Source organism: Leclercia sp. UBA7405, assembly GCF_037152215.1.
Taxonomy (GTDB): domain Bacteria; phylum Pseudomonadota; class Gammaproteobacteria; order Enterobacterales; family Enterobacteriaceae; genus Enterobacter; species Enterobacter pneumoniae.
In genome coordinates, this window is record NZ_JBBCMR010000001.1 from 709,858 (window position 1) to 733,361 (window position 23,504).

Genomic DNA, 23,504 nt, shown 5'->3' on the forward strand with positions numbered 1-23,504 from the left:
ATGAATGCATAACGATAAAGATCTCTCCACGTGGCAGACCTTCCGCCGTCTCTGGCCGATGATTGCACCTTTCAAGCCTGGTCTGATCGTGGCAGCCGTCGCGTTAATTCTCAACGCTGCCAGCGATACTTTCATGCTATCGCTTCTCAAGCCACTGTTGGACGAGGGTTTTGGTAAAACGGATCGCTCTGTGCTGCTGTGGATGCCTTTGGTGGTTATCGGCCTGATGGTCATGCGTGGTATCACCAGCTATGTCTCTAGCTACTGCATCTCCTGGGTGTCAGGAAAAGTGGTAATGACGATGCGCCGCCGTCTGTTCAGCCACATGATGGGCATGCCGGTCTCTTTCTTCGACAAGCAGTCCACCGGGACGCTGTTGTCGCGCATTACATACGACTCAGAACAAGTTGCCTCTTCCTCTTCGGGCGCGCTGATTACCGTGGTGCGTGAAGGCGCGTCGATTATCGGCCTGTTCATCATGATGTTTTACTACAGCTGGCAGCTGTCGCTGATACTCATCGTACTCGCCCCGGTTGTCTCTATCGCCATTCGCGTCGTCTCCAAACGTTTCCGCAATATCAGTAAAAATATGCAGAACACCATGGGACAAGTGACCACCAGCGCAGAGCAGATGCTGAAAGGCCACAAAGAGGTGCTGATCTTCGGCGGTCAGGAGGTTGAAACCAAACGCTTCGATAAGGTCAGCAACAAAATGCGTACCCAGGGGATGAAAATGGTTTCCGCTTCATCCATCTCCGATCCAATCATTCAGTTGATTGCCTCCCTTGCCCTGGCGTTTGTACTGTATGCTGCGAGCTTCCCAAGCGTGATGGAAACCCTGACGGCCGGTACGATTACCGTTGTCTTCTCGTCAATGATTGCCCTGATGCGCCCGCTCAAATCGCTGACTAACGTCAACGCGCAGTTCCAGCGCGGTATGGCAGCCTGCCAGACGCTGTTCAGTATCCTCGATTCAGAGCAGGAGAAAGACGAAGGGACGCGCGTGATTGAGCGTGCAAAAGGCAATGTCCAGTTCCGCAACGTCACCTTTACCTACCCGGGCCGTGAAGCGCCTGCGCTGCGTAATATCAATCTGGATATTCCGGAAGGTAAAACCGTGGCACTGGTTGGCCGGTCTGGTTCGGGTAAATCGACCATCGCTAGTCTGATGACCCGTTTTTACGATATCGATGAGGGTGAGATTTTACTCGATGGGCACGATTTGCGGGAATATACCCTGCAGTCGCTGCGTAACCAGGTTGCGCTGGTTTCTCAGAACGTCCACCTGTTCAATGATACCGTTGCCAATAACATCGCCTATGCCCGTACAGAAGAGTACAGCCGCGAGCAGATCGAAAACGCTGCCCGTATGGCCTATGCGATGGACTTTATCAATAAGATGGATAACGGTCTTGATACCGTTATTGGTGAAAACGGCGTGCTGCTCTCCGGCGGTCAGCGTCAACGTATCGCGATTGCCCGCGCGCTGCTGCGTGATAGCCCGATACTGATTCTCGACGAAGCCACCTCTGCGCTTGATACCGAGTCAGAGCGTGCCATTCAGTCGGCACTGGATGAGCTGCAGAAAAACCGTACCTCGCTGGTGATTGCGCACCGTCTCTCTACCATCGAACAGGCCGATGAGATTGTGGTGGTGGAAGATGGCGTCATTGTTGAGCGCGGCAGCCATGCCGATCTGCTTGAACAACGCGGTGTCTATGCTCAGCTTCATAAGATGCAGTTTGGCGCATGATTGCCCGCATCTGGTCCGGTGAGTCACCCCTGTGGCTGTTGCTGTTACCGCTCTCCTGGCTGTATGGCCTGGTGAGCGGTCTCATACGCCTCAGCTACAGGCTGGGCCTGAAAAAAGCATGGCGTGCTCCCGTGCCCGTTGTGGTCGTTGGAAATCTTACCGCCGGTGGCAACGGCAAAACGCCGGTTGTTATCTGGCTGGTAGAGCAGTTAACGCGTCAGGGGATTCGCGTGGGCGTTGTCTCACGGGGTTATGGCGGCAAAGCGGCTAGCTATCCTCTGGTGCTTAATGCGCAGACAACGACAGCAGAAGCTGGCGATGAACCCGTATTAATCTTCCAGCGTACCGGAGTGCCGGTGGCGGTGTCCCCGGTACGCAGCGAAGCAGTACAGGCGCTGCTGGAACATGTTCCGGTACAGCTGGTCATTACGGATGACGGTCTGCAGCACTACGCGCTGGCGCGTGATAAAGAGATAGTGGTCGTGGACGGTGTCCGTCGTTTTGGGAATGGCTGGTGGTTGCCAGCCGGGCCGATGCGCGAGCGGGCTTCCCGTTTAGATTCCGTCGATGCGATTATCGTCAATGGCGGCGCGGCCCAGGCGGGTGAGATCCCGATGCGGCTGCAGCCGGGGCTGGCAGTTAATCTGCTCAGCGGTGAACGTCGTAACGTGGCTGAACTCCCGGGCCTGGTTGCGATGGCGGGCATTGGCCATCCGCCGCGCTTCTTCGCTACCCTGGAGCAGTGCGGCGCCACGCTGGTAAAAAAAATCCCGCTGGCTGACCATCAGGCAGTGAGCCAGCAGCAGGTTGCGGCGATGACCACTCCGGGCCAGACATTGATCATGACCGAAAAAGACGCCGTAAAATGTCGCCCCTTTGCGCGTGATAACTGGTGGTATTTGCCTGTCGATGCAGAGTTAGAGGGCGAACGCCCTGAAAAACTGCTTCTGGAACTGATCGCCCTCGCGCGCCAGGCTAATGAGGTCGCCACCGCGCATTAACTGACAGGACACGCTATGGCTCTCCCCTGGCTTACGCTTTCAGCTGCACGTCATCTTCATCTTTCTGCCCAGGGGCTGCTAAAAAAGCCTCGCCGCCGCGCAAAGCCTACGGACATCCTTCCTGCCATTCAACGCATGTCGTTGCTGCAGATCGATACCATCAATATTGTCGCCCGCAGCCCTTACCTAGTGCTCTTCAGTCGTCTTGGTGCGTATTCGCCTGAGTGGCTTGATAACGCCCTCAGTAACGGCGAACTGATGGAGTACTGGGCCCATGAGGCCTGCTTTCTGCCGCGCAGTGATTTTGCCCTGGTGCGCCATCGCATGCGCGCCCCGGACAAGATGGGCTGGAAATACCGTAAAGAGTGGATGGAACAACACGCCGAGGAAATTAAAGCGCTGACAGAGCATATCCAGCAAAACGGCCCGGTCCGTTCCGCTGACTTTGAACATCCGCGTAAAGGTGCCAGCGGCTGGTGGGAGTGGAAGCCCCATAAACGCCATCTCGAAGGACTCTTTACCGCCGGGGAAGTGATGGTGATCGCGCGGCGGAATTTCCAGCGAGTCTACGATTTGACCCACCGGGTGATGCCGCACTGGGACGATGAGCGGGATATGCTCTCTCAGAGCGCGGCTGAAGCTATCATGCTGGAAAACAGCGCCCGCAGTCTGGGCATTTTTCGCCCGCAATGGCTGGCCGATTATTATCGGCTGCGCCAGCCAGCCCTGGCGCCCCTTATGCAGGAGTGGCAGGCGCAACAGCGGATCATTCCCGTGGAGGTAGAGTCCTTAGGCGCAATGTGGCTGCACAGCGATCTGCTACCTGAACTGGAACTCGCGCTGGCAGGAAAACTGACAGCAACCCACAGTGCGGTTTTATCCCCCTTTGACCCGGTGGTATGGGACCGCAAACGCGCCGAACAGTTTTTTGATTTTAGCTATCGGCTGGAGTGCTATACCCCGGCTCCCAAACGCCAGTATGGCTATTTTGTCCTGCCCTTGCTGCATAAAGGGCAGCTGGTGGGGCGAATGGATGCCAAAATGCACCGTAAAGCTGGCGAGCTTGAGATTATTTCTCTCTATCTGGAAGAGGGGACGCGAGTCACCGCCGGGCTGGAGAAGGGGCTGCGCGCCGCAATAACCGAATTTGCTGCCTGGCAGGGAGCAACGCGCGTTCGGCTGGGTCAACTGCCGCACGGTCTATTTGCTACCTGTCGAAGTGGCTGGGAAATAGACGCGGTCTGAAAAAGGAATATGGTAAGCTTTAGCCATAACCTATACGGAGGAATCATGGATCACCGTTTACTTGAAATCATTGCCTGCCCGGTGTGCAACGGCAAACTCTATTACAGCCAGGATAAGCAGGAACTTATCTGTAAAGTGGATAGCCTGGCGTTCCCTCTGCGTGACGGGATCCCTGTCCTGCTGGAAACCGAAGCCCGCGCGCTGGCGGCAGAAGAGAGCAAACCATGAGTTTTGTGGTCATCATTCCTGCGCGTTTTGCCTCCACCCGTCTGCCGGGTAAACCGCTGGTCGATATCAATGGCAAACCCATGATTGTGCATGTCCTTGAGCGTGCGCGGGAATCGGGTGCCGAGCGTGTGATCGTGGCAACCGATCATGAAGAGGTGGCTCGTGCGGTGGAAGCCGCCGGGGGCGAAGTGTGCATGACCCGTGCCGATCACCAGTCTGGTACCGAACGTCTGGCCGAGGTGGTTGAGAAGTGCGGTTTTAGCGCCGACACGGTCATTGTTAACGTCCAGGGCGATGAGCCCATGATCCCGGCGGTGATTATCCGTCAGGTCGCGGAAAATCTGGCGCAGCGTCAGGTGGGAATGGCCACGTTGGCGGTGCCCATTCACAGTGCGGAAGAGGCATTTAACCCTAACGCCGTAAAAGTGGTGATGGATGCCGAAGGCTACGCGCTCTACTTCTCCCGCGCGACCATTCCATGGGATCGCGACCGTTTTGCCGCTTCGCGCGAAACCGTGGGCGATACTTTTCTCCGTCATCTGGGGATCTACGGCTACCGCGCCGGGTTTATCCGCCGCTATGTGACCTGGGCTCCGAGCCCGCTGGAGCAGATCGAACTGCTTGAGCAGCTGCGCGTGCTCTGGTACGGCGAGAAGATCCATGTCGCCGTGGCCGAACAGGTGCCTGGGACAGGGGTCGATACCCAGGAAGATCTTGAGCGCGTTCGCGCAGAGTTACGCTAATCCCGCCCATCCCCTCCGTCGAGGGGATTTTTCGCTTCATTTGATGAAATCTTTTCCCGGATTGATCTCAGAAGGGTGACATCCGTCGTCCGCGCGCCCATTATAAAAGCAGTAGTCTTGATGGGGGTAATCTAAAATGGAACAGCTGCGAGTGGAGCTCAGCCATCTGCTGGGAGAAAAATTGAGCCGCGTGGAGTGTGTCCACGAAAAGGCCGATACCACGCTCTGGTCTCTGTATGACAGCCAGGGTAATCCGCTGCCGCTACTGGCCAGAAGTTTCTCCTCCCCGGACGTTGCCCGACAGCTGGCGTGGAAGATCTCCATGCTGGCGCGCAGCGGTACGGTGCGCATGCCCACGGTTTACGGTGTCATGACCCACGAGGATCATCCCGGCCCGGATGTATTACTGATTGAACGTCTGCGCGGGGTCTCTGTTGAAGCCCCGGCGCGCACCCCGGATCGCTGGGAACAACTTAAAGATCAGATCGTCGAGGCGCTGCTCTCCTGGCATCGACACGATAGTGGCGGGCTGGTCGGCCCGGTCGACAGCACTCAGGAAAACCTCTGGCCGCTCTGGTATCGCCAGCGCGTTGAAGTCCTTTGGGGAACACTGAATCAGTATCAGAACACCGGATTAACGATGCAGGACAGGCGGATCCTGTTTCGTACCCGGCAGTGTCTGCCCGCACTTTTCGAAGGTTTCAACGACAACAGCGTTTTGATTCACGGCAACTTTACGCTGCGTAGCATGCTTAAAGATCCGCGTAGCGATCAGCTGCTGGCGATGGTGGAGCCGGGGGTTATGCTTTGGGCACCGCGCGAGTACGAGCTGTTTCGTCTGAGCGACAGCGGCTTGGCAGAAGGATTGCTCTGGCACTACCTACAGCGCGCACCCGTGTCCGAATCCTTCCTCTGGCGTCGCTGGCTTTATATATTGTGGGATGAAGTGGCACAGCTGGTGAATACCGGCCGTTTCAGCCGTGCCAACTTCGATCTGGCCTCTAAATCACTGCTCCCCTGGCTCGTCTGAAGCACCCTTCAGCCATTGCCAGATTCTGCCCAGCGTCTCATACCCTACGCGATCGCTGTGCATTAACCAGACTGGAGAGGGGATGACCTTCTCCCAGGGGTTGAGCGGGGCGTTGATCGCCAACTGGTTTGCCGGCGCAGGTAGCGGATGCAGCCCCACATGCCTGAAGAAAATCATCGCACGTGGCAGATGCGAGGCGGAGGTCACCAGCAAGAAGGGCGCATCGCCAATCGCCTTCTTGACCGCTGCCGCCTCTTCTTCCGTATCTTTCGGGCTATCGAGTGTGATGATCTCGCTTCGCGGTACTCCCAGTGATTCTGCTACGCGTGCACCCGCTTCGGCCGTGCTTACCGGGTTCGTCTTCGCTGCCGCGCCGGTGAAGATCAACTTCGATCCGGGGTTCGCCCGCCACAGGCGAATACCTTCGTTAAGCCGCGGCAGGCTATTGTTAATCAGGTTAGAGCTGGGTGCCCACTGGGGATCCCAGGTATAGCCGCCCCCCAGAATCACAATGTAGGCCACTTTCTGTGTATTCTGCCAGGTAGGATAGCGCTCCTCTATGGGTCGCAAGAGCCCATCGGCAACCGGCTGCAGGCTTAACAGCAACAAGGCCAGCCAACCGACGGTGGTCAAAATTTTTCCCGCCTTCTGAAACCGGCTGAACCACAGCAACGCCAGCCCCAGCGCGATAATCAACAGCAGCAACGGCAGCGGCAACATCATGCCGCCAAGGTATTTCTTCAGTGTAAAAAGCATCCTTTTTGGTTCCTTTTTTAACCATATAGCAGGCTAATAGCGGTGATATTACACCAGAGAGGTTCATTCTCCGCGCGGGTGTGACAAAATAGCGGTTTTGCAGTTAGCGAGTGGAACTCTCCCAATGCGGGATCGCAATTTTGATGACATCGCGGAAAAGTTTTCGCGCAATATTTACGGCACCACGAAAGGGCAGTTACGTCAGACGATCCTCTGGCAGGATCTGGACAACATTCTTGCCGAAACAGGTGACCGTACGTTGCGTGTACTCGATGCCGGTGGCGGGGAGGGGCAGACTGCCATTTTGATGGCGCAGCGTGGTCACCACGTCACACTTTGCGATCTCTCTTCTGAAATGGTTGCGCGTGCACAACGGGCCGCAGAAGAGAAAGGTGTGAGCGAGAACATGCATTTTATACATTGCGCCGCTCAGGACATCCCGCAGCATTTGGAAACGCAGGTTGATCTGATATTGTTCCATGCGGTGCTGGAATGGGTGGCTGAGCCGCAGGCGGTGTTAAAAACGCTGTGGTCGATGTTGTCGCCTGGCGGTACGTTATCGCTGATGTTTTACAACGCCAATGGCCTGCTGATGCGTAACGTACTGGTGGGCAATTTCGGCTATGTGCAGCAGGGTATGTACAAAAAGAAACGGCGCACGCTTTCGCCGGATTTCCCCCGTGAACCGCAGCAGGTCTATGGCTGGCTGGAGGAGATTGGCTGGGAGATCACCGGTAAAACAGGCGTGAGGGTGTTTCATGATTATCTGCGTGATAAACAAAAACAGCATGACTGTTTAGACGCCTTAACAGAAATTGAAACGCGGTATTGTCGTCAGGAGCCTTACTTAAGCCTTGGCCGCTATATTCACGTCACCGCGCGCAAGCCGCAGATGCAAGGATAATCTATGAGTGAATTTTCCCAGACAGTCCCCGAACTGGTTGCCTGGGCCAGGAAAAACGATTTCTCCATCTCGCTGCCGGTAGACCGACTCTCTTTCCTGCTGGCGGTTGCCACGCTGAATGGCGAACGGCTGGACGGTGAAATGAGTGAGGGTGAACTGGTGGATGCGTTCCGCCATGTCAGTGATGCGTTTGAGCAAACCAGCGAAACCATTAGCGTGCGTGCCAACAACGCAATTAACGATATGGTGCGTCAACGTCTGCTGAACCGCTTTACCAGCGAGCTGGCGGAAGGCAATGCCATCTATCGTCTGACCCCGCTCGGTATTGGTATCACCGATTACTATATTCGCCAGCGTGAATTCTCGACCCTGCGTCTCTCTATGCAGCTGTCGATTGTGGCCGGCGAGCTGAAGCGCGCGGCCGATGCGGCGGATGAAGGTGGCGATGAGTTCCACTGGCATCGTAATGTTTACGCCCCGCTGAAATACTCGGTGGCCGAGATTTTTGACAGTATCGACCTTACCCAGCGCCTGATGGACGAACAGCAGCAGCTGGTGAAAGACGATATCGCCCAACTGCTGAACAAAGACTGGCGTGCGGCCATCTCCAGCTGTGAACTTTTACTGTCAGAAACCTCCGGTACGCTGCGGGAACTGCAGGATACGCTCGAAGCGGCAGGGGACAAACTGCAGGCAAATCTGCTGCGCATCCAGGATGCGACCCTGTCCCACGACGATCTGCACTTTGTTGATCGTCTGGTCTTCGATCTACAAAGCAAGCTTGACCGTATTATCAGCTGGGGTCAGCAGGCTATCGATCTGTGGATCGGTTACGATCGCCACGTGCATAAGTTCATCCGTACCGCAATCGATATGGATAAAAACCGCGTCTTCGCTCAGCGCCTGCGCCAGTCCGTACAGAACTATTTTGATGCCCCCTGGGCATTGACCTACGCCAGCGCTGACCGTCTGCTGGATATGCGCGATGAAGAGATGGCTCTGCGCGACGAAGAGGTGACCGGGGAGCTACCGCCCGATCTGGAATATGAAGAGTTCAACGAAATTCGTGAGCAGCTGGCAGCAATGATTGAAGAGCAGCTGGCGGTTTATAAAGCCAAACAAACGCCACTGGACCTCGGTCTGGTGGTGCGCGACTATCTTGCCCAATACCCGCGCGCGCGCCATTTCGATATTGCGCGCATCGTGGTCGACCAGGCCGTACGTCTGGGCGTCGCGCAAGCAGATTTCACCGGACTGCCGCCGAAGTGGCAGCCGATTAACGATTACGGAGCCAAGGTACAGGCGCATGTCATTGACAAATATTGAACAAGTGATGCCAGTTAAGCTGGCCCAGGCGCTGGCAAATCCGTTATTTCCTGCGCTGGACAGCCAGCTGCGTGCCGGCCGTCACATTGGCCTGGACGAGCTGGATAATCACGCCTTTTTGATGGATTTTCAGGAATACCTCGAAGAGTTTTACGCGCGTTATAACGTGGAGCTCATCCGTGCGCCAGAAGGATTCTTTTACCTGCGCCCACGCTCCACCACCCTCATCCCCCGTTCGGTCCTCTCCGAACTGGATATGATGGTCGGTAAGATCCTCTGTTATCTCTACCTCAGCCCGGAACGTCTGGCGAATGAAGGTATCTTCACCCAGCAGGAGCTGTATGACGAACTGCTGAATCTGGCCGAAGAGAACAAGCTGCTGAAGCTGGTGAACAATCGCTCGACGGGTTCGGATCTCGATCGTCAGAAATTACAGGAAAAAGTGCGTTCTTCTCTGAACCGCCTGCGCCGTCTTGGGATGGTCTGGTTTATGGGCCATGACAGCAGCAAGTTCCGCATCACTGAATCAGTGTTCCGCTTTGGTGCCGATGTGCGCACCGGCGACGATCCGCGTGAAGCACAGCTGCGAATGATCCGTGACGGTGAAGCGATGCCGGTGGAGAACCATCTGCAACTCAATGATGAGAATGAAGAGAACCAGCCGGATAGCGGGGAGGAAGAGTAATGATTGAACGCGGTAAGTTTCGCTCACTAACGCTGATTAACTGGAACGGCTTCTTTGCGCGTACCTTCGATCTGGATGAGCTGGTCACGACGCTCTCCGGTGGTAACGGGGCGGGTAAATCCACCACCATGGCGGCGTTTGTTACGGCGTTAATCCCTGATTTAACCCTGCTGCATTTCCGTAATACCACCGAAGCGGGTGCCACCAGCGGCTCGCGTGACAAGGGCCTGCACGGTAAGCTGAAGGCGGGCGTCTGTTATTCGGTGCTTGACGTGATTAACTCCCGCCACCAGCGCGTGGTGGTGGGTGTTCGTCTGCAACAGGTTGCCGGTCGCGATCGTAAAGTCGATATCAAACCCTTTGCCATTCAGGGCCTCCCGACCTCTATTCAGCCTACCGCACTGCTCACCGAGACCCTGAACGATCGTCAGGCCCGCGTCCTGAGTCTGCAGGAGCTGAAAGATAAGCTTGATGAGATCGAAGGCGTGCAGTTTAAACAGTTCAACTCCATTACCGACTATCACTCGTTAATGTTTGATCTGGGTATTGTGGCCCGTCGCCTGCGCTCAGCTTCCGATCGTAGCAAATACTACCGTCTGATTGAGGCCTCGCTTTACGGGGGGATCTCCAGCGCCATTACCCGCTCGCTGCGCGACTACCTGTTGCCAGAAAATAGCGGCGTGCGTAAAGCCTTCCAGGACATGGAAGCTGCCCTGCGCGAAAACCGCATGACGCTGGAAGCGATTCGCGTTACCCAGTCTGACCGCGATCTGTTTAAGCATCTGATCAGCGAAGCCACCAACTATGTGGCGGCAGACTACATGCGCCACGCCAACGAGCGTCGCATCCATCTGGATAAGGCCCTTGAGTACCGTCGCGAGCTCTTTACGTCGCGTAAACAGCTGGTGGCAGAACAGTACAAACACGTTGAGATGGCCCGCGAACTGGGCGAGCACAACGGTGCCGAAGGGGATCTGGAAGCCGATTACCAGGCGGCCAGCGATCACCTGAACCTGGTGCAGACGGCCCTGCGTCAGCAAGAAAAAATTGAGCGTTACGAAGCGGATCTCGATGAGCTGCAAATTCGTCTGGAAGAGCAGAACGAAGTGGTGGCCGAAGCGGCCGACAAGCAGGAAGAGAACGAAGCCCGTGCCGAAGCAGCCGAACTGGAAGTGGATGAGCTGAAAAGCCAGCTCGCCGATTACCAGCAGGCGCTGGATGTTCAGCAGACCCGTGCCATTCAGTACACCCAGGCGCTGCAGGCGCTTGAACGGGCTAAAGCCCTCTGTCATTTGCCGGATCTGACGCCGGATAGCGCCGACGAATGGCTGGAAACCTTCCAGGCCAAAGAGCAGGAAGCCACCGAGAAACTGCTCAATCTCGAGCAGAAAATGAGCGTAGCCCAAACGGCGCACAGCCAGTTTGAACAGGCTTATCAGCTGGTAGTGGCTATTAATGGCCCGCTGGCGCGTAATGAAGCCTGGGATGTGGCGCGCGAATTGCTGCGTGACGGCGTCAACCAGCGCCATCAGGCAGAGCAGGTGCAGCCCCTGCGCATGCGTCTGACTGAGCTGGAACAGCGCCTGCGCGAGCAACAGGATGCTGAGCGTCTGCTGGCGGAGTTCTGTAAACGCCATGGCAAGCGCGTCGATATCGACGAGCTGGAATCGCTGCACCAGGAGCTGGAGACCCGCATTGCCTCTCTCTCCGACACGGTATCCAGCGCCAGTGAACAGCGTATGACGCTGCGTCAGGAACAGGAACAGCTGCAATCGCGTATGCAGCGCTTGCAGCAAAGAGCACCGGTCTGGCTGGCCGCCCAGAGTAGCCTGAATCAGCTGAGCGAGCAGTGTGGCGAAGAATTTACCTCCAGTCAGGAGGTAACAGAATATCTGCAGCAGTTGCTTGAGCGTGAGCGAGAAGCAATTGTTGAGCGAGACGAAGTCGGCGCGCGTAAACGTGAAGTTGATGAAGAGATTGAACGCTTAAGCCAGCCGGGCGGTGCAGAAGATGCTCGTCTGAATACGCTGGCAGAGCGGTTTGGCGGCGTGTTGCTGTCAGAAATTTACGATGATGTCGGTCTGGATGATGCGCCTTACTTCTCCGCGCTGTATGGCCCGTCGCGAAACGCCATTGTCGTGCCGGATCTGTCGCTGATTTCAGAGCAGCTGGCGGGCCTGGAAGATTGTCCGGAAGATCTCTACCTGATCGAAGGGGATCCGCAGTCGTTCGATGACAGTGTTTTCAGCGTCGACGAGCTGGAAAAGGCGGTTGTAGTCAAGATCGCCGATCGCCAGTGGCGTTACTCGCGCTTCCCGGAGCTGCCGCTGTTTGGCCGCGCCGCGCGTGAAAACCGCATTGAAAGCCTGCACGCCGAGCGTGAAAAGCTCTCTGAACGTTATGCGACCTTGTCCTTTGACGTCCAGAAAACCCAGCGTCTGCACCAGGCCTTTAGTCGCTTTATCGGCAGCCATCTGGGCGTGGCCTTTGAAGACGATCCGGAAGCTGAAATCCGTAAGCTCACCACCCGCCGTGCTGAGCTGGAACGTGCGATCGCCAACCACGAGAATGATAACCAGCAGAGCCGCGTGCAGTTTGACCAGGCGAAAGAGGGCGTGGCTGCGTTGAACCGTATTCTGCCGCGGCTGAATCTGCTGGCGGATGACACGCTCGCCGATCGCGTCGATGAGATTCAGGAGCGTCTGGCTGACGCGCAGGAAGCCGCGCGCTTTGTGCAGCAGTACGGTAATCAGCTGGCGAAGCTGGAGCCGATGGTCTCTGTTCTGCAGAGTGACCCGGAGCAGTTCGAACAGCTAAAAGAGGATTATGCGTACTCCCAGCAGGTGCAGCGCGAAGCACGTCAGCAGGCATTTGCCCTGACGGAAGTCGCCCAGCGCCGGGCGCACTTTAGTTACTCTGACTCCGCCGACATGTTGAGCGGAAACAGCGATCTGAACGAAAAACTGCGCCATCGCCTGGAGCAGGCCGAAGGTGAACGTACCCGCGCCCGTGAAGCGATGCGCGGTCACGCGGCACAACTGAACCAGTACAATCAGGTGCTGGCGTCCCTGAAAAGTTCTTATGACACCAAGAAAGAGCTGTTAACCGACCTGCATAAAGAGCTGCAGGATATCGGCGTGCGTGCAGACAGTGGGGCAGAAGAGCGCGCGCGTCAGCGTCGCGATGAACTCCATGGCCAGCTCAGTAACAACCGTGCCCGTCGCAATCAGCTGGAAAAAGCGCTCACCTTCTGTGAAGCGGAGATGGACAACCTGACCCGTCGTCTGCGCAAGCTGGAACGTGACTACCACGAAATGCGCGAGCAGGTCGTCACCGCCAAGGCGGGCTGGTGCGCAGTAATGCGTATGGTAAAAGACAATGGCGTGGAACGTCGTCTGCACCGTCGCGAACTGGCCTATCTCTCCGGGGATGAGCTGCGTTCAATGTCGGATAAGGCGCTGGGTGCGCTACGTCTGGCGGTGGCAGATAACGAACATCTGCGCGATGTGCTGCGCATGTCGGAAGATCCAAAACGCCCTGAGCGTAAAATTCAGTTCTTCGTGGCGGTGTATCAACACCTGCGTGAACGTATTCGCCAGGATATTATTCGTACGGACGATCCGGTTGAAGCCATCGAGCAGATGGAGATTGAACTGGGGCGTTTGACCGAAGAGTTGACCTCACGTGAGCAGAAGCTGGCTATTAGCTCCCGCAGCGCGGCGAACATCATTCGCAAAACCATCCAGCGCGAACAGAACCGTATCCGCCAGCTCAACCAGGGGCTGCAGAGCGTCTCGTTCGGTCAGGTGAATAGCGTGCGTCTGAACGTAAACGTGCGTGAGACGCATGCCACGCTGCTGGATGTTCTCTCGGAGCAACACGAACAGCATCAGGATCTGTTTAACAGTAATCGTCTCACCTTCTCTGAAGCGCTGGCGAAGCTCTATCAGCGCCTGAATCCACAGATCGACATGGGGCAGCGTACGCCGCAAACCATCGGCGAAGAGCTGCTGGACTACCGTAACTACCTCGAAATGGAAGTGGAAGTTAACCGTGGCTCCGACGGCTGGCTGCGCGCAGAATCGGGGGCGCTCTCTACCGGGGAAGCGATCGGTACCGGTATGTCGATTCTGGTAATGGTCGTTCAGAGCTGGGAAGATGAAGCGCGGCGTCTGCGTGGCAAGGATATCTCGCCATGTCGTCTGCTGTTCCTGGATGAAGCGGCGCGTCTGGATGCCCGCTCTATCGCCACGCTGTTCGAACTGTGCGATCGTCTGGAGATGCAGTTGATCATCGCGGCGCCAGAGAATATCAGTCCTGAGAAGGGCACCACCTACAAACTGGTGCGTAAAGTGTTCCAGAACAGCGAACACGTACATGTTGTCGGCCTGCGCGGATTTGCGCCGCAGCCGCCGGAATCCTTCCCGGGCACGGCAGACGCCTCCTGAACACTCCGAAAATAACAAAAGGCGGCGAATAAGCTGCCTTTTTTATTCCTTGATGATGTACCCGCGGCTACGATATCTTTAAAATTCTTTACATAAGGCAAGGCTTACCGCGGTATGCCTTCCTATACTGTAAAAAAGCCCGCTGAAGAGGGCGTTGTACACTGCTAACAGGGGGCAAGGGATGTTGCTAAACGAGAAATATGGGGGCCGGCTGTCTGCGCTAAGCATCTGCCTGGCATTACTGGCCGCACCGCTGGTCAACGCATGGGCCGATGAGCCGGAACTGGTGCCGACAGATAGCTCTGCCACCACCGGATCGCAGCCGACGGCGTTATTACAGCCGCTGGAGCAATCACCGGCAACAGCAATAATGGCGGGTATTCAACCGCTGCCTGCCGATACCAACACGGCACAATTGCGACAAGAACTGCTGGCAAACCTGCCCGCGGGTTATACCCCTGCCTACGTTAATCAACTGACGCTGTTATATGCCGCCCGTGACATGAAGCCCATGTGGGAGGATCGCGATGCGGTTCGCGCTTTCCAGCAGCAGCTCGCTGAGGTAGCCATCGCCGGCTTCCAGCCGCAGTTCACCACCTGGGTTGAACTGCTGACCAATCCTGACGTCACTGGCATGGCCCGCGACGTGGTGCTTTCCGACGCCATGATGGGCTACCTGCAGTTTGTTGCCGGTATTCCGGTTAACGGGAATCGGTGGCTTTACAGCAACAAGCCCTACAAACTCGCCACACCGCCGCTGTCGGTGATTAACCAGTGGCAGCTGGCGCTGGACAAAGGCTCGGTGCCGCGTTTTATCACCAGCCTTGCACCCGCACATCCGCAGTATTCAGTCATGCACCAGTCGTTGCTGACGCTGGTGGCCGCTACCCAGACATGGCCACAGCTGCAAAGCACAGCGACGCTTCGTCCGGGACAGTGGAGTAGCGATGTGCCTGCACTGCGCGAAATATTGCAGCGGTCGGGCGTCATTGACGGTGGCCCGAAAATTGCCCTGCCGGGTGACGATCCGCAAAACGTGGTGGTGAGCCCGTCCGCACCGGCCGTCAGTAAAAAAGCCCAGGCTGCGCCGAACAAGCCTGCGGCCTATGATCGCAACCTGGTGGCCGCGGTCAAAGCTTTCCAGTCCTCCCAGGGGCTGGGTGCTGATGGGGTGATTGGCCCCTCAACGCGGGACGCCCTGAATCTGACGCCGGCCCAACGTGCTGGTGTACTGGCGCTTAATATTCAACGACTGCGCCTGCTGCCGGGAACACTCACGACCGGCATTATGGTGAATATTCCGGCTTACTCGCTGGTCTATTATCAGAACGGCAACGAAGTGCTGGCATCGCGGGTTATCGTTGGCCGCCCGGATCGGAAAACGCCGATGATGAGCAGCGCGTTAAACAACGTCGTGGTCAACCCGCCGTGGAATGTCCCGCCGACCCTGGCGCGCAAAGATATTTTGCCGAAGGTGTGGAACGATCCGGGGTATCTCGAGCGTCATAACTATACCGTGCTGCGTGGCTGGAATAGTAAAGAGCCGATAGATCCCTGGCGGGTTGACTGGGGCACCATCACCCCGTCGAATCTGCCTTTCCGCTTCCAGCAGGCTCCAGGAGCCCATAACTCTCTTGGCCGCTATAAGTTCAATATGCCCAGCTCGGATGCCATTTACCTGCATGACACGCCAAACCATAATCTGTTCCAGAAAGAGGCCCGTGCGCTCAGTTCAGGCTGTGTGAGGGTGAATAAAGCCTCTGAGCTTGCGAATATGTTATTGCAGGATGCGGGCTGGAATGACACCCGCATATCCGATGCCCTGAAGCAGGGTGATACGCGTTATGTGAATATCCGTCATAATATTCCGGTTAATCTTTACTATCTGACGGCTTTCGTTAGTGAGAATGGCCAGACCCAGTATCGTACAGATATTTACAATTACGATGCAATCTCGCGATCCGGCGCACAAATCTTGCCGAAAGCGGAACTTTTAATCAGGTAAATGAAGCAGTTCGGAAAATTCTGTTGTCGTAACTTTGGGTTAAAACGGGGCAATCTGGCTGTGAGCCCCGTCTTTCCTGGGTTTGGGCGCCTTGACGTTAGCTTTATAGCCCGGTAAGGTGCCCTTCGTGCGCAGAAGTGCATATAAACGATAACATTGACCTGTAGACCTGATTATCATGGACAAATTTGACGCTAATCGCCGCAAGTTGTTGGCATTAGGGGGCGTTGCGCTGGGCGCAGCACTCTTACCGACGCCATCATTTGCCACCCTCTCAACGCCACGTCCGCGTATTTTGACCCTCAACAACCTGCATACAGGTGAGTCAATTAAGGCCGAGTTTTTTGATGGCAGAGGCTATATTCAGGATGAATTAGCAAAACTGAACCATTTTTTCCGTGATTTCCGCGCGAATAAAATTAAAGCCATCGACCCCTTGCTGTTCGATCAGCTTTTCCGTCTACAAGGATTGTTAGGCACGCGTAAGCCCGTGCAACTTATCTCCGGCTATCGCTCCCTTGATACTAATAACGAGCTCCGTGCGCACAGTCGTGGCGTGGCTAAAAAAAGTTATCACACCAAAGGGCAGGCGATGGACTTTCATATTGAAGGTGTTTCGTTAGCCAATATTCGCAAAGCGGCGTTATCTCTGCGCGCAGGTGGTGTAGGATATTACCCACGTAGCAACTTTGTGCATATTGATACCGGTCCAGTCCGGCACTGGTAATAACGAACACAGGAGCAGTATGAACTATCGTATTATTCCGGTTACCGCGTTCTCCCAGAACTGTTCATTGATCTGGTGTGAGCAGACCCGCCTGGCGGCGCTGGTTGATCCCGGTGGTGACGCAGAGAAGATCAAACAAGAAGTGGCAGCATCCGGGGTGACTTTGACCCAGATTCTGTTAACCCATGGTCATCTCGATCACGTTGGGGCGGCTGCAGAACTGGCACAACATTATGCTGTGCCGGTAATTGGCCCGGAAAAAGAAGATGAGTTCTGGCTGCAGGGATTACCCTCTCAAAGCCGAATGTTTGGTCTTGATGAGTGCCAGCCCCTGACGCCTGACCGCTGGTTAAATGAAGGCGATAACGTTAGCGTCGGCAATATCTCTTTGCAGGTGCTGCACTGTCCGGGGCATACGCCAGGGCATATCGTCTTCTTTGATAGCGCATCCCGGCTGCTCGTCTCCGGCGATGTGATCTTCAAAGGCGGCGTCGGCCGCAGTGATTTCCCGCGCGGCGATCATAACCAGCTTATTCAGGCGATTAAACAGAAGTTATTGCCGCTTGGTGATGACGTGACGTTTATTCCGGGACATGGCCCGATGTCTACTCTGGGGTATGAGCGTTTGCACAACCCTTTCCTGCAGGATGAGATGCCTGTCTGGTAAGCAAAAAAAAGCCCGCGATGCGGGCTTTTTTTTATCTATGTCTTACAGCACTGCGACGATGGCTTCGCACAGCGGCGCCATGTTATCTGGCGTCATGCCTGCCACGTTAACGCGGCCAGAGGCGACGGCGTACACGCCAAACTCTTCACGCAGACGCAGCACCTGTTCTTTGGTCAGGCCGCTGAAGGAGAACATCCCGTTCTGTTTGATGATGAAGCTGAAGTCGCGATTTGCCCCTTTCTCCGCCAGGGTGGTGACAAACAGCTGACGCATACGCTGGATGCGCTCACGCATGTCATTCAGCTCTTGCTCCCACAGGGCACGCAGCGCGTCATTGCTCAGAATGGTCGCAACCACTAAAGCACCGTGTGCTGGTGGGTTGGAGTAGTTGGCGCGAATCACGGATTTCATCTGGCTGAACGCACGGTCAACGGTGTCTGCATCAGCAGCAACCAGCGTACAGGCACCCACGCGCTCATTGTACAGACCGAAGTTTTTGGAGTAGGAGCTGGCCACAATCAGCTCTTTATGCAGCGCTGCGAAAGCACGCAGACCTTCTGCATCCTCTTCCAGACCACGAGCGAAGCCCTGATAAGCGAAGTCAAACAGCGGCAGCCAGCCTTTCTCTACGGAGAGCTGCGCCAGCTGTTGCCACTGCTCAAGAGTCGGATCGATACCGGTAGGGTTATGACAGCAGCCGTGGAACAGCACCACATCACCGGCCTGCGCTTCGCTCAGGCTTGCCAGCAGGCCGTCAAAGTCGAGGGTATGATTTGCCGCGTCGTAGTAAGCATACTCGCGTACTTCCAGCCCTGCGGAGTTAAACACGCTCTTGTGGTTAGGCCAGGACGGATTGCTTACCCAGACGGTTTTCGCAGAGGTGTTTTTTGCAAGGAAATCGGCGGCTACGCGCAGGGCACCGGTACCGCCAGGGGTCTGCGCAGTGCGAGCACGTTTATCGCTAATCAGGGTGTTGCCTTTGCCAAACAGGAGCTCCTGAGTGCAGCGGCCAAATTCCGGAATACCGTCGATGCCGAGGTAATTTTTGGTGTTTTCATTTTCCAGCAGGTACTGCTCAGCCTTTTTAACGCTGGTCAGCACCGGGGTTTTGCCGGTTTCATCTTTATAGACACCAATACCAAGGTTAATTTTGCCGGGGCGGTCATCGGCACGAAACAGATCGGCCAGGCCCAGAATTGGGTCGGCAGGGGCGGCGGTAATGTTCTCAAACATGACGAGGTTCCATTGTGATTACAGAAGTGAAATCCGCTACCAGATTAACGGTTGATTTACACATTGCCAACCGTTTGCGATAAAAAGCGTGCGGCTTTTCAAAAGTCGCTATTTTTTTCTTTGGCACATAAAAAAACAGGGCCGAAGCCCTGTTTATTAAGCATATAACAAAGTGGTGTACTGATTAGAACTGGTAAACGAGGCCCAGAACGTAGGTATCGTCAGTTGCCAGACCAGTTGCAGCGGTGTAATCGTTGTCATCCAACAGGTTGAAACGGTATGCACCGTACACGTTCATGTTTTTGTTGAAGTAGTACCAGCTACCCACTTCTACGTATTTAACCAGGTCAGCGCTGCCGCCGTTGAAATCAGTACCCGCACGAGCGCTCAGCTCTTTACCTTTGGACTGAACGTAACCTACGGAAGGACGCAGGCCGAAATCGAACTGGTACTGAACTACCGCTTCGAAGTTTTCAGTTTTGTTTGCGAACTGGTCATCATTCTCACGCGTCATGTTGCTGGATTCGCCGTACATAACCGCTGCGTACAGGTTGTTCGCATCGTATTTAACGGAGGTCGCCCAGCCTTCAGCACGGGTACCTTTGCCATCAGCTTCCTGATCGTTGGTACGATCGGAGTTGGTGTAGGCTGCAGTAACGTTGAAGCCGTCCAGGAAGTCATAACCCAGAGAGTAGCTGCCGCCGTCGCCGTTCTGACGCTCAACATCGTGGCCGCTTACGTTTTTACCCTGGTACTGCAGACCCAGTGACAGACCATCTACCAGGCCGAAGAAGTTGGAGTTACGGTAGGTAGCAACACCGGTAGTACGGCAGGTCATGAAGTTGTCGGTCTGGCAGAGGGTATCGCCACCGTATTCAACCAGCATGTCGGTAGAAGCCAGCGCGTCGTAGAACACGCCATAGTTACGACCGTAATCGAATGAGCCGTAGTCACCCGCTTTCAGGCCAGCAAAGGCCAGACGGGTACGGGTGTCCTGAGAACCTTCCGCGCTGCTGGCGTTCAGGTTGTATTCCCACTGGCCGTAACCGGTTAATTGATCATTAACCTGAGTTTCGCCTTTGAAACCGATACGAGCATAAGAGTCATCTGCGCTGTTGCTGTCGCCGCCAGATTTATCCCAAACGTGTTTGCCAACGACTTTGCCGTACAGATCCAGCTTGTTAGCGTTTTTGTTATAGATTTCTGCTGCGTTAGCTGCACCGGCTACCAGCAGGGCAGGGATAACCACTGCCAGGATATTGCGCTTCATCATTATTTATTACCCTCATTGGTTTTTTTATGACACTCGCCACTGCCGTCAATAAATTCTGTCAATAAATGTTTCCGGAACTATTGATGAGAGTTTGGTGTCTTTATGTATCTGACAGGCATCTTTCCATTCAAATTACCCTTTCGCTAGCCTGAAAGTGCTACAAACATCAAGAATCGGTTACAAAAAGCAATTATGTGTAACTAAATGTGAATTTTGAGGAACTTTGTGAAGCACCTCAAACTTCAGAGCTGAGTGGCGATAAAAACGCCGTCTCGATTTCTATCTATATGAATTGCTTATCTTAATTTTAGATAATGGCATTTCTTATTACCAAAAACATTTACAGCCTCTTTTTCTTATATGTATCTCCAGACATCCAGACCGCCAAAAAATTGCACAAAAAATGTGCTAATGCTTTAGAAAAGTATTAGGCGCAATAAGACTGGGGTTTATTTTTTGTTTGTAGATGATTCTGGAAATAAAAGGTAACAGCTGAGAGGATTTAGCGGGGTTGCTTTTAGAAATGATTGACGTTCAACTGACAGAAGTTGACATTGCAGCATAAAATAATGGCCAGCAAGGCTGGCCATAAATTAAATATTTAGAACGAGGCGTTGCGCGGCGTACGCGGGAACGGAATCACGTCACGCACGTTTTGCACGCCGGTGACATAGGCAATGAGACGCTCAAAGCCCAGGCCAAAACCGGAATGCGGCACGGTGCCGTAGCGGCGCAGGTCGCGATACCAGCTGTAATCTTCCGGGTTCAGACCCATCTCTACCATACGTGCATCCAGCACATCCAGACGCTCTTCACGCTGCGAGCCACCGATAATTTCACCGATGCCCGGGGCCAGTACGTCCATCGCGGCGACGGTTTTCCCGTCTTCGTTAAGACGCATATAGAAAGCTTTAATGTCTTTAGGATAGTTTTTAACGACCACAGGGGCTTTAAAGTGCTTCTCAGCCAGGTAGCGTTCATGCTCGGACGCTAGATCAACACCCCAGAACACCGGGTTCTCAAACTTCTCGCCGCATTTTTCCAGAATCGCGACAGCGTCGGTGTAATCCACCTGAGCGAAGTCTGTGGTAACAAAGCGTTCGAGGCGTGCAATGGCGTCGCTATCTACGCGCTCAGCAAAGAACTTCATGTCGTCTGCACGTTCTTCAAGAACGGCTTTAAAGACATATTTCAGCATCGCTTCAGCCAGGCCAGCAACATCGTCCAGATCTGCAAACGCCACTTCCGGCTCCAGCATCCAGAACTCCGCCAGGTGGCGACTGGTATTGGAGTTTTCTGCGCGGAAGGTAGGACCGAAGGTGTAGATTTTTGACAACGCACAGGCGTAGGTTTCACCGTTCAACTGGCCGGATACGGTCAGGAACGCCTCTTTACCGAAGAAGTCTTTGTCGTAATCCACTTTGCCTTCTGGCGTACGCGGCAGGTTTTCCATGTCCAGCGTGGACACGCGGAACATCTCTCCTGCACCTTCGGTGTCAGAGGCGGTGATCAGCGGAGTCGAAACCCAGAAATAGCCCTGCTCATGGAAGAAACGGTGCAGCGCCTGTGCAAGGGTATGACGAACGCGGGCCACGGCACCAATCATGTTGGTACGTGGGCGCAGGTGAGCCACTTCGCGCAGATACTCGATGCTGTGGCGCTTCGCCGCCATAGGGTAGGTGTCCGGATCTTCAACCCAGCCGGTGACTTCAACGGAGGTCGCCTGCAGTTCGAAGCTCTGGCCCTGGCCCGGGGAGGCTACCACGGTGCCGGTAACAATCACGGAACAGCCCGTGGTCAGGTGCAGAACGTCATCATTGTAATTGGGCAGAGAATTATTAATGACGGCCTGTACAGGATCAAAGCAGGAACCGTCATAGACGGCAAGGAAGGAGATGCCAGCTTTAGAATCTCGGCGGGTACGCACCCATCCGCGCACGGTGACTTCACTGTCAACGGCGACACGGCCCTGGAGTACGTCGGCTACAGGCACAACGCTCATAATATTCTCTCTGTAATTAGTCGGAAAAAATAAATACTTGTCCGCCCACGATGGGGGGATATCTATGTTACCTGGCATCTGCCATCAGACAAGCAGATTTCGCAGTCAAAAGAGAAGAAATAAGAAATAAATGAGAGAAGGGAGCCCACAAGGCTCCCTGAAAACGTCAACTGGCTTTTTTAACCTGGGGCAGGTCGAAGGCTTTGCGCAAAGCGCGTACAAATGCTTTGTCATGGCAGATAGTTTTGCCCGGGCTATCCGAAAGTTTAGCCACCGGTTTGCCATTACATTCTACCAGTTTAATGACAATATTTAGCGGTTTCACCTGGGGGATGTCGCAGGTCAGGCGGGTGCCAATGCCGAAGCTTAAATTCACTCTTGATGAGAAATGGCGATAGAGATCGACGGCTTTGGTCAGGTCCAGGTTATCCGAGAAGACCAGCACTTTAGTGAGCGGGTCGATACCCAGCTTTTGATAATGGGCGATGGCTTTCTCACCCCATTCAACCGGATCCCCGGAATCATGCCGCAAACCTTGATAGCGCTCGGCAAATTCTGGCCCGAAATCGCGCAGGAAGGCATCCATGGTTATACAGTCGGTCAGGGCAATACCCAACTGATTGGGATACTCTTCCAGCCAGGCGGCAAGCGCTGCACGCTGGCTGGTGGCGAGGTCGGGGCTAATCTGCTGATGTGCCTGGAACCATTCATGCGCCTGGGTGCCCATCGGCGTCAGGGAGAGGCGACGCGCCAGGTCATAGTTACTGGTGCCGACAAACCACGGCTCTTGCTGAAGCCGTTGCGCAATAGCCTGCTGCACATCGCGAGAGAAACGACGACGCGTGCCAAAATCCATTAAGCGGAAGCGAGACATATCCAGCGATTCCGTCAGACGAGAGAAGTCGACAAGTTTCTCTTCCAGCATCATCAGGGCCTGATCGACGCCGGCATCAGGCGTGCGGTAACGGTGTACCAGTTCGCTGATGACCGCGAGCAGCGGGACTTCCCACATAATCACTTCCCGCCACGGCCCGGCAAGGCGGATATTGAGCTTACCGTTTTCGTTGGAGATAGTGACCTGTTCCGGGTTATAGCGGAAATCACGCAGGAAGTTGAGATAGTCTTCTTTAAAGAAAGGCAGGGCCGAGAGCCACTGATATTCGTCGTCCCGCAGCGTCAGATGCTGCATAGCATCGACCTGTTCGCGGATAGCTTCAGCATAGATGCCGAGCAGGTCGTCACCACGGCAGCGAAACTCCGCCGCTACCTGTACATCGTAGTAATGGTGAAAAACGGCTTGCTGCATATGCAATTTATACGCATCGGTATCCAGCAACGTATGCAGAACAGGAGAAGCGAATTGAGTCATAGGTGCGCAGTAGCATCCTCTCACGGGAGCGTTTAGTACAATAAACAACTATTGAAACCGCTGGAGTATACCTTGTTTAGCGATTTATTGAACCCCGATCACACCATAA

Annotated in this window: 18 protein-coding genes; 13 read left to right on the top strand and 5 right to left on the bottom strand. The window is 54.9% G+C overall.

The genetic code is table 11. The features are described from left to right. Positions 1-4 precede the first annotated feature (4 nt). From msbA to WFN75_RS03415, 6 genes are all read left to right on the top strand, one after another. Entirely contained in the window at positions 5-1,753 is a 1,749-nt protein-coding gene (msbA, locus tag WFN75_RS03390) for a lipid A ABC transporter ATP-binding protein/permease MsbA (RefSeq protein ID WP_040076326.1), read from the top strand. After that, positions 1,750-2,754 carry a tetraacyldisaccharide 4'-kinase gene (lpxK, locus tag WFN75_RS03395; RefSeq protein ID WP_336995619.1) on the top strand — a complete coding sequence of 335 codons (1,005 nt, stop codon included), beginning with the start codon at positions 1,750-1,752 and terminating at the stop codon, positions 2,752-2,754. The genes msbA and lpxK overlap by 4 nt, the downstream gene beginning before the upstream one ends. Positions 2,755-2,769: 15 nt before the next feature. Further along, the gene (locus tag WFN75_RS03400; protein ID WP_336995620.1) at positions 2,770-3,999 is read left to right on the top strand and encodes a winged helix-turn-helix domain-containing protein; all 1,230 of its coding nucleotides are present in this window, start codon (positions 2,770-2,772) and stop codon (positions 3,997-3,999) included. A 45-nt stretch (positions 4,000-4,044) separates the two neighbouring features. Then, on the top strand, positions 4,045-4,227 hold the full coding sequence (gene ycaR, locus WFN75_RS03405; protein ID WP_040076323.1) for a protein YcaR: 183 nt from the start codon (positions 4,045-4,047) through the stop codon (positions 4,225-4,227). After that, entirely contained in the window at positions 4,224-4,970 is a 747-nt protein-coding gene (gene kdsB, locus WFN75_RS03410; RefSeq protein WP_336995621.1) for a 3-deoxy-manno-octulosonate cytidylyltransferase, read from the top strand. The genes ycaR and kdsB overlap by 4 nt, the downstream gene beginning before the upstream one ends. 136 nt (positions 4,971-5,106) lie before the next feature. Continuing rightward, positions 5,107-6,000: a YcbJ family phosphotransferase gene (locus WFN75_RS03415; RefSeq protein WP_336995622.1), complete on the top strand. Its 894-nt coding sequence runs from the start codon at positions 5,107-5,109 to the stop codon at positions 5,998-6,000. Here the strand turns inward: WFN75_RS03415 and elyC are convergent. Then, positions 5,977-6,756, bottom strand: a complete 780-nt coding sequence (gene elyC, locus WFN75_RS03420) for an envelope biogenesis factor ElyC (protein ID WP_046887180.1) — start codon at positions 6,754-6,756, stop codon at positions 5,977-5,979. The two genes, WFN75_RS03415 and elyC, sit on opposite strands and share 24 nt — an antisense overlap. 124 nt (positions 6,757-6,880) lie before the next feature. Between elyC and cmoM the strand changes: the two genes are divergently transcribed. The 7 genes from cmoM (at position 6,881) to WFN75_RS03455 (ending at position 17,518) form a co-directional block, all read left to right on the top strand. After that, positions 6,881-7,660 carry a tRNA uridine 5-oxyacetic acid(34) methyltransferase CmoM gene (gene cmoM / locus WFN75_RS03425; protein ID WP_212477514.1) on the top strand — a complete coding sequence of 260 codons (780 nt, stop codon included), beginning with the start codon at positions 6,881-6,883 and terminating at the stop codon, positions 7,658-7,660. A gap of 3 nt (positions 7,661-7,663) precedes the next feature. Then, positions 7,664-8,986: a chromosome partition protein MukF gene (gene mukF / locus WFN75_RS03430; protein ID WP_040076318.1), complete on the top strand. Its 1,323-nt coding sequence runs from the start codon at positions 7,664-7,666 to the stop codon at positions 8,984-8,986. After that, positions 8,967-9,671 carry a chromosome partition protein MukE gene (gene mukE, locus WFN75_RS03435; RefSeq protein WP_046887179.1) on the top strand — a complete coding sequence of 235 codons (705 nt, stop codon included), beginning with the start codon at positions 8,967-8,969 and terminating at the stop codon, positions 9,669-9,671. The genes mukF and mukE overlap by 20 nt, the downstream gene beginning before the upstream one ends. Continuing rightward, positions 9,671-14,119, top strand: coding sequence for a chromosome partition protein MukB (gene mukB / locus WFN75_RS03440; protein WP_286933343.1), 4,449 nt, complete (start codon positions 9,671-9,673; stop codon positions 14,117-14,119). The genes mukE and mukB overlap by 1 nt, the downstream gene beginning before the upstream one ends. Positions 14,120-14,300: 181 nt before the next feature. Beyond that, the gene (gene ldtD, locus WFN75_RS03445; RefSeq protein WP_336995623.1) at positions 14,301-16,124 is read left to right on the top strand and encodes a L,D-transpeptidase; all 1,824 of its coding nucleotides are present in this window, start codon (positions 14,301-14,303) and stop codon (positions 16,122-16,124) included. Positions 16,125-16,302: 178 nt separating this feature from the next. Beyond that, the gene (locus WFN75_RS03450) at positions 16,303-16,851 is read left to right on the top strand and encodes a YcbK family protein (protein ID WP_040076314.1); all 549 of its coding nucleotides are present in this window, start codon (positions 16,303-16,305) and stop codon (positions 16,849-16,851) included. A 19-nt stretch (positions 16,852-16,870) separates the two neighbouring features. Further along, a complete protein-coding gene (locus WFN75_RS03455) occupies positions 16,871-17,518 on the top strand; it encodes an MBL fold metallo-hydrolase (protein WP_046886687.1) in 648 nt (215 codons plus the stop codon). A gap of 42 nt (positions 17,519-17,560) precedes the next feature. Here the strand turns inward: WFN75_RS03455 and WFN75_RS03460 are convergent, their stop codons facing one another. From WFN75_RS03460 to pncB, 4 genes are all read right to left on the bottom strand, one after another. After that, positions 17,561-18,751, bottom strand: coding sequence for an amino acid aminotransferase (locus WFN75_RS03460; protein ID WP_336995624.1), 1,191 nt, complete (start codon positions 18,749-18,751; stop codon positions 17,561-17,563). 184 nt (positions 18,752-18,935) lie between these two features. Beyond that, on the bottom strand, positions 18,936-20,024 hold the full coding sequence (locus WFN75_RS03465; protein WP_046886685.1) for a porin: 1,089 nt from the start codon (positions 20,022-20,024) through the stop codon (positions 18,936-18,938). A 601-nt stretch (positions 20,025-20,625) separates the two neighbouring features. Next, positions 20,626-22,026: an asparagine--tRNA ligase gene (gene asnS, locus WFN75_RS03470; RefSeq protein ID WP_046886684.1), complete on the bottom strand. Its 1,401-nt coding sequence runs from the start codon at positions 22,024-22,026 to the stop codon at positions 20,626-20,628. Between the two features lie 166 nt (positions 22,027-22,192). Beyond that, positions 22,193-23,395, bottom strand: coding sequence for a nicotinate phosphoribosyltransferase (gene pncB / locus WFN75_RS03475; protein WP_046886683.1), 1,203 nt, complete (start codon positions 23,393-23,395; stop codon positions 22,193-22,195). Positions 23,396-23,504 lie beyond the last annotated feature (109 nt).

Bases quoted from the DNA above. Each gene is read 5' to 3' on its own strand.
- msbA (WP_040076326.1), top strand. From the start codon at position 5: ATGCATAACGATAAAGATCTCTCCACGTGGCAGACCTTCCGCCGTCTC.
- lpxK (WP_336995619.1), top strand. From the start codon at position 1,750: ATGATTGCCCGCATCTGGTCCGGTGAGTCACCCCTGTGGCTGTTGCTG.
- WFN75_RS03400 (WP_336995620.1), top strand. From the start codon at position 2,770: ATGGCTCTCCCCTGGCTTACGCTTTCAGCTGCACGTCATCTTCATCTT.
- ycaR (WP_040076323.1), top strand. From the start codon at position 4,045: ATGGATCACCGTTTACTTGAAATCATTGCCTGCCCGGTGTGCAACGGC.
- kdsB (WP_336995621.1), top strand. From the start codon at position 4,224: ATGAGTTTTGTGGTCATCATTCCTGCGCGTTTTGCCTCCACCCGTCTG.
- WFN75_RS03415 (WP_336995622.1), top strand. From the start codon at position 5,107: ATGGAACAGCTGCGAGTGGAGCTCAGCCATCTGCTGGGAGAAAAATTG.
- elyC (WP_046887180.1), bottom strand. From the start codon at position 6,756: ATGCTTTTTACACTGAAGAAATACCTTGGCGGCATGATGTTGCCGCTG.
- cmoM (WP_212477514.1), top strand. From the start codon at position 6,881: ATGCGGGATCGCAATTTTGATGACATCGCGGAAAAGTTTTCGCGCAAT.
- mukF (WP_040076318.1), top strand. From the start codon at position 7,664: ATGAGTGAATTTTCCCAGACAGTCCCCGAACTGGTTGCCTGGGCCAGG.
- mukE (WP_046887179.1), top strand. From the start codon at position 8,967: ATGTCATTGACAAATATTGAACAAGTGATGCCAGTTAAGCTGGCCCAG.
- mukB (WP_286933343.1), top strand. From the start codon at position 9,671: ATGATTGAACGCGGTAAGTTTCGCTCACTAACGCTGATTAACTGGAAC.
- ldtD (WP_336995623.1), top strand. From the start codon at position 14,301: ATGTTGCTAAACGAGAAATATGGGGGCCGGCTGTCTGCGCTAAGCATC.
- WFN75_RS03450 (WP_040076314.1), top strand. From the start codon at position 16,303: ATGGACAAATTTGACGCTAATCGCCGCAAGTTGTTGGCATTAGGGGGC.
- WFN75_RS03455 (WP_046886687.1), top strand. From the start codon at position 16,871: ATGAACTATCGTATTATTCCGGTTACCGCGTTCTCCCAGAACTGTTCA.
- WFN75_RS03460 (WP_336995624.1), bottom strand. From the start codon at position 18,751: ATGTTTGAGAACATTACCGCCGCCCCTGCCGACCCAATTCTGGGCCTG.
- WFN75_RS03465 (WP_046886685.1), bottom strand. From the start codon at position 20,024: ATGATGAAGCGCAATATCCTGGCAGTGGTTATCCCTGCCCTGCTGGTA.
- asnS (WP_046886684.1), bottom strand. From the start codon at position 22,026: ATGAGCGTTGTGCCTGTAGCCGACGTACTCCAGGGCCGTGTCGCCGTT.
- pncB (WP_046886683.1), bottom strand. From the start codon at position 23,395: ATGACTCAATTCGCTTCTCCTGTTCTGCATACGTTGCTGGATACCGAT.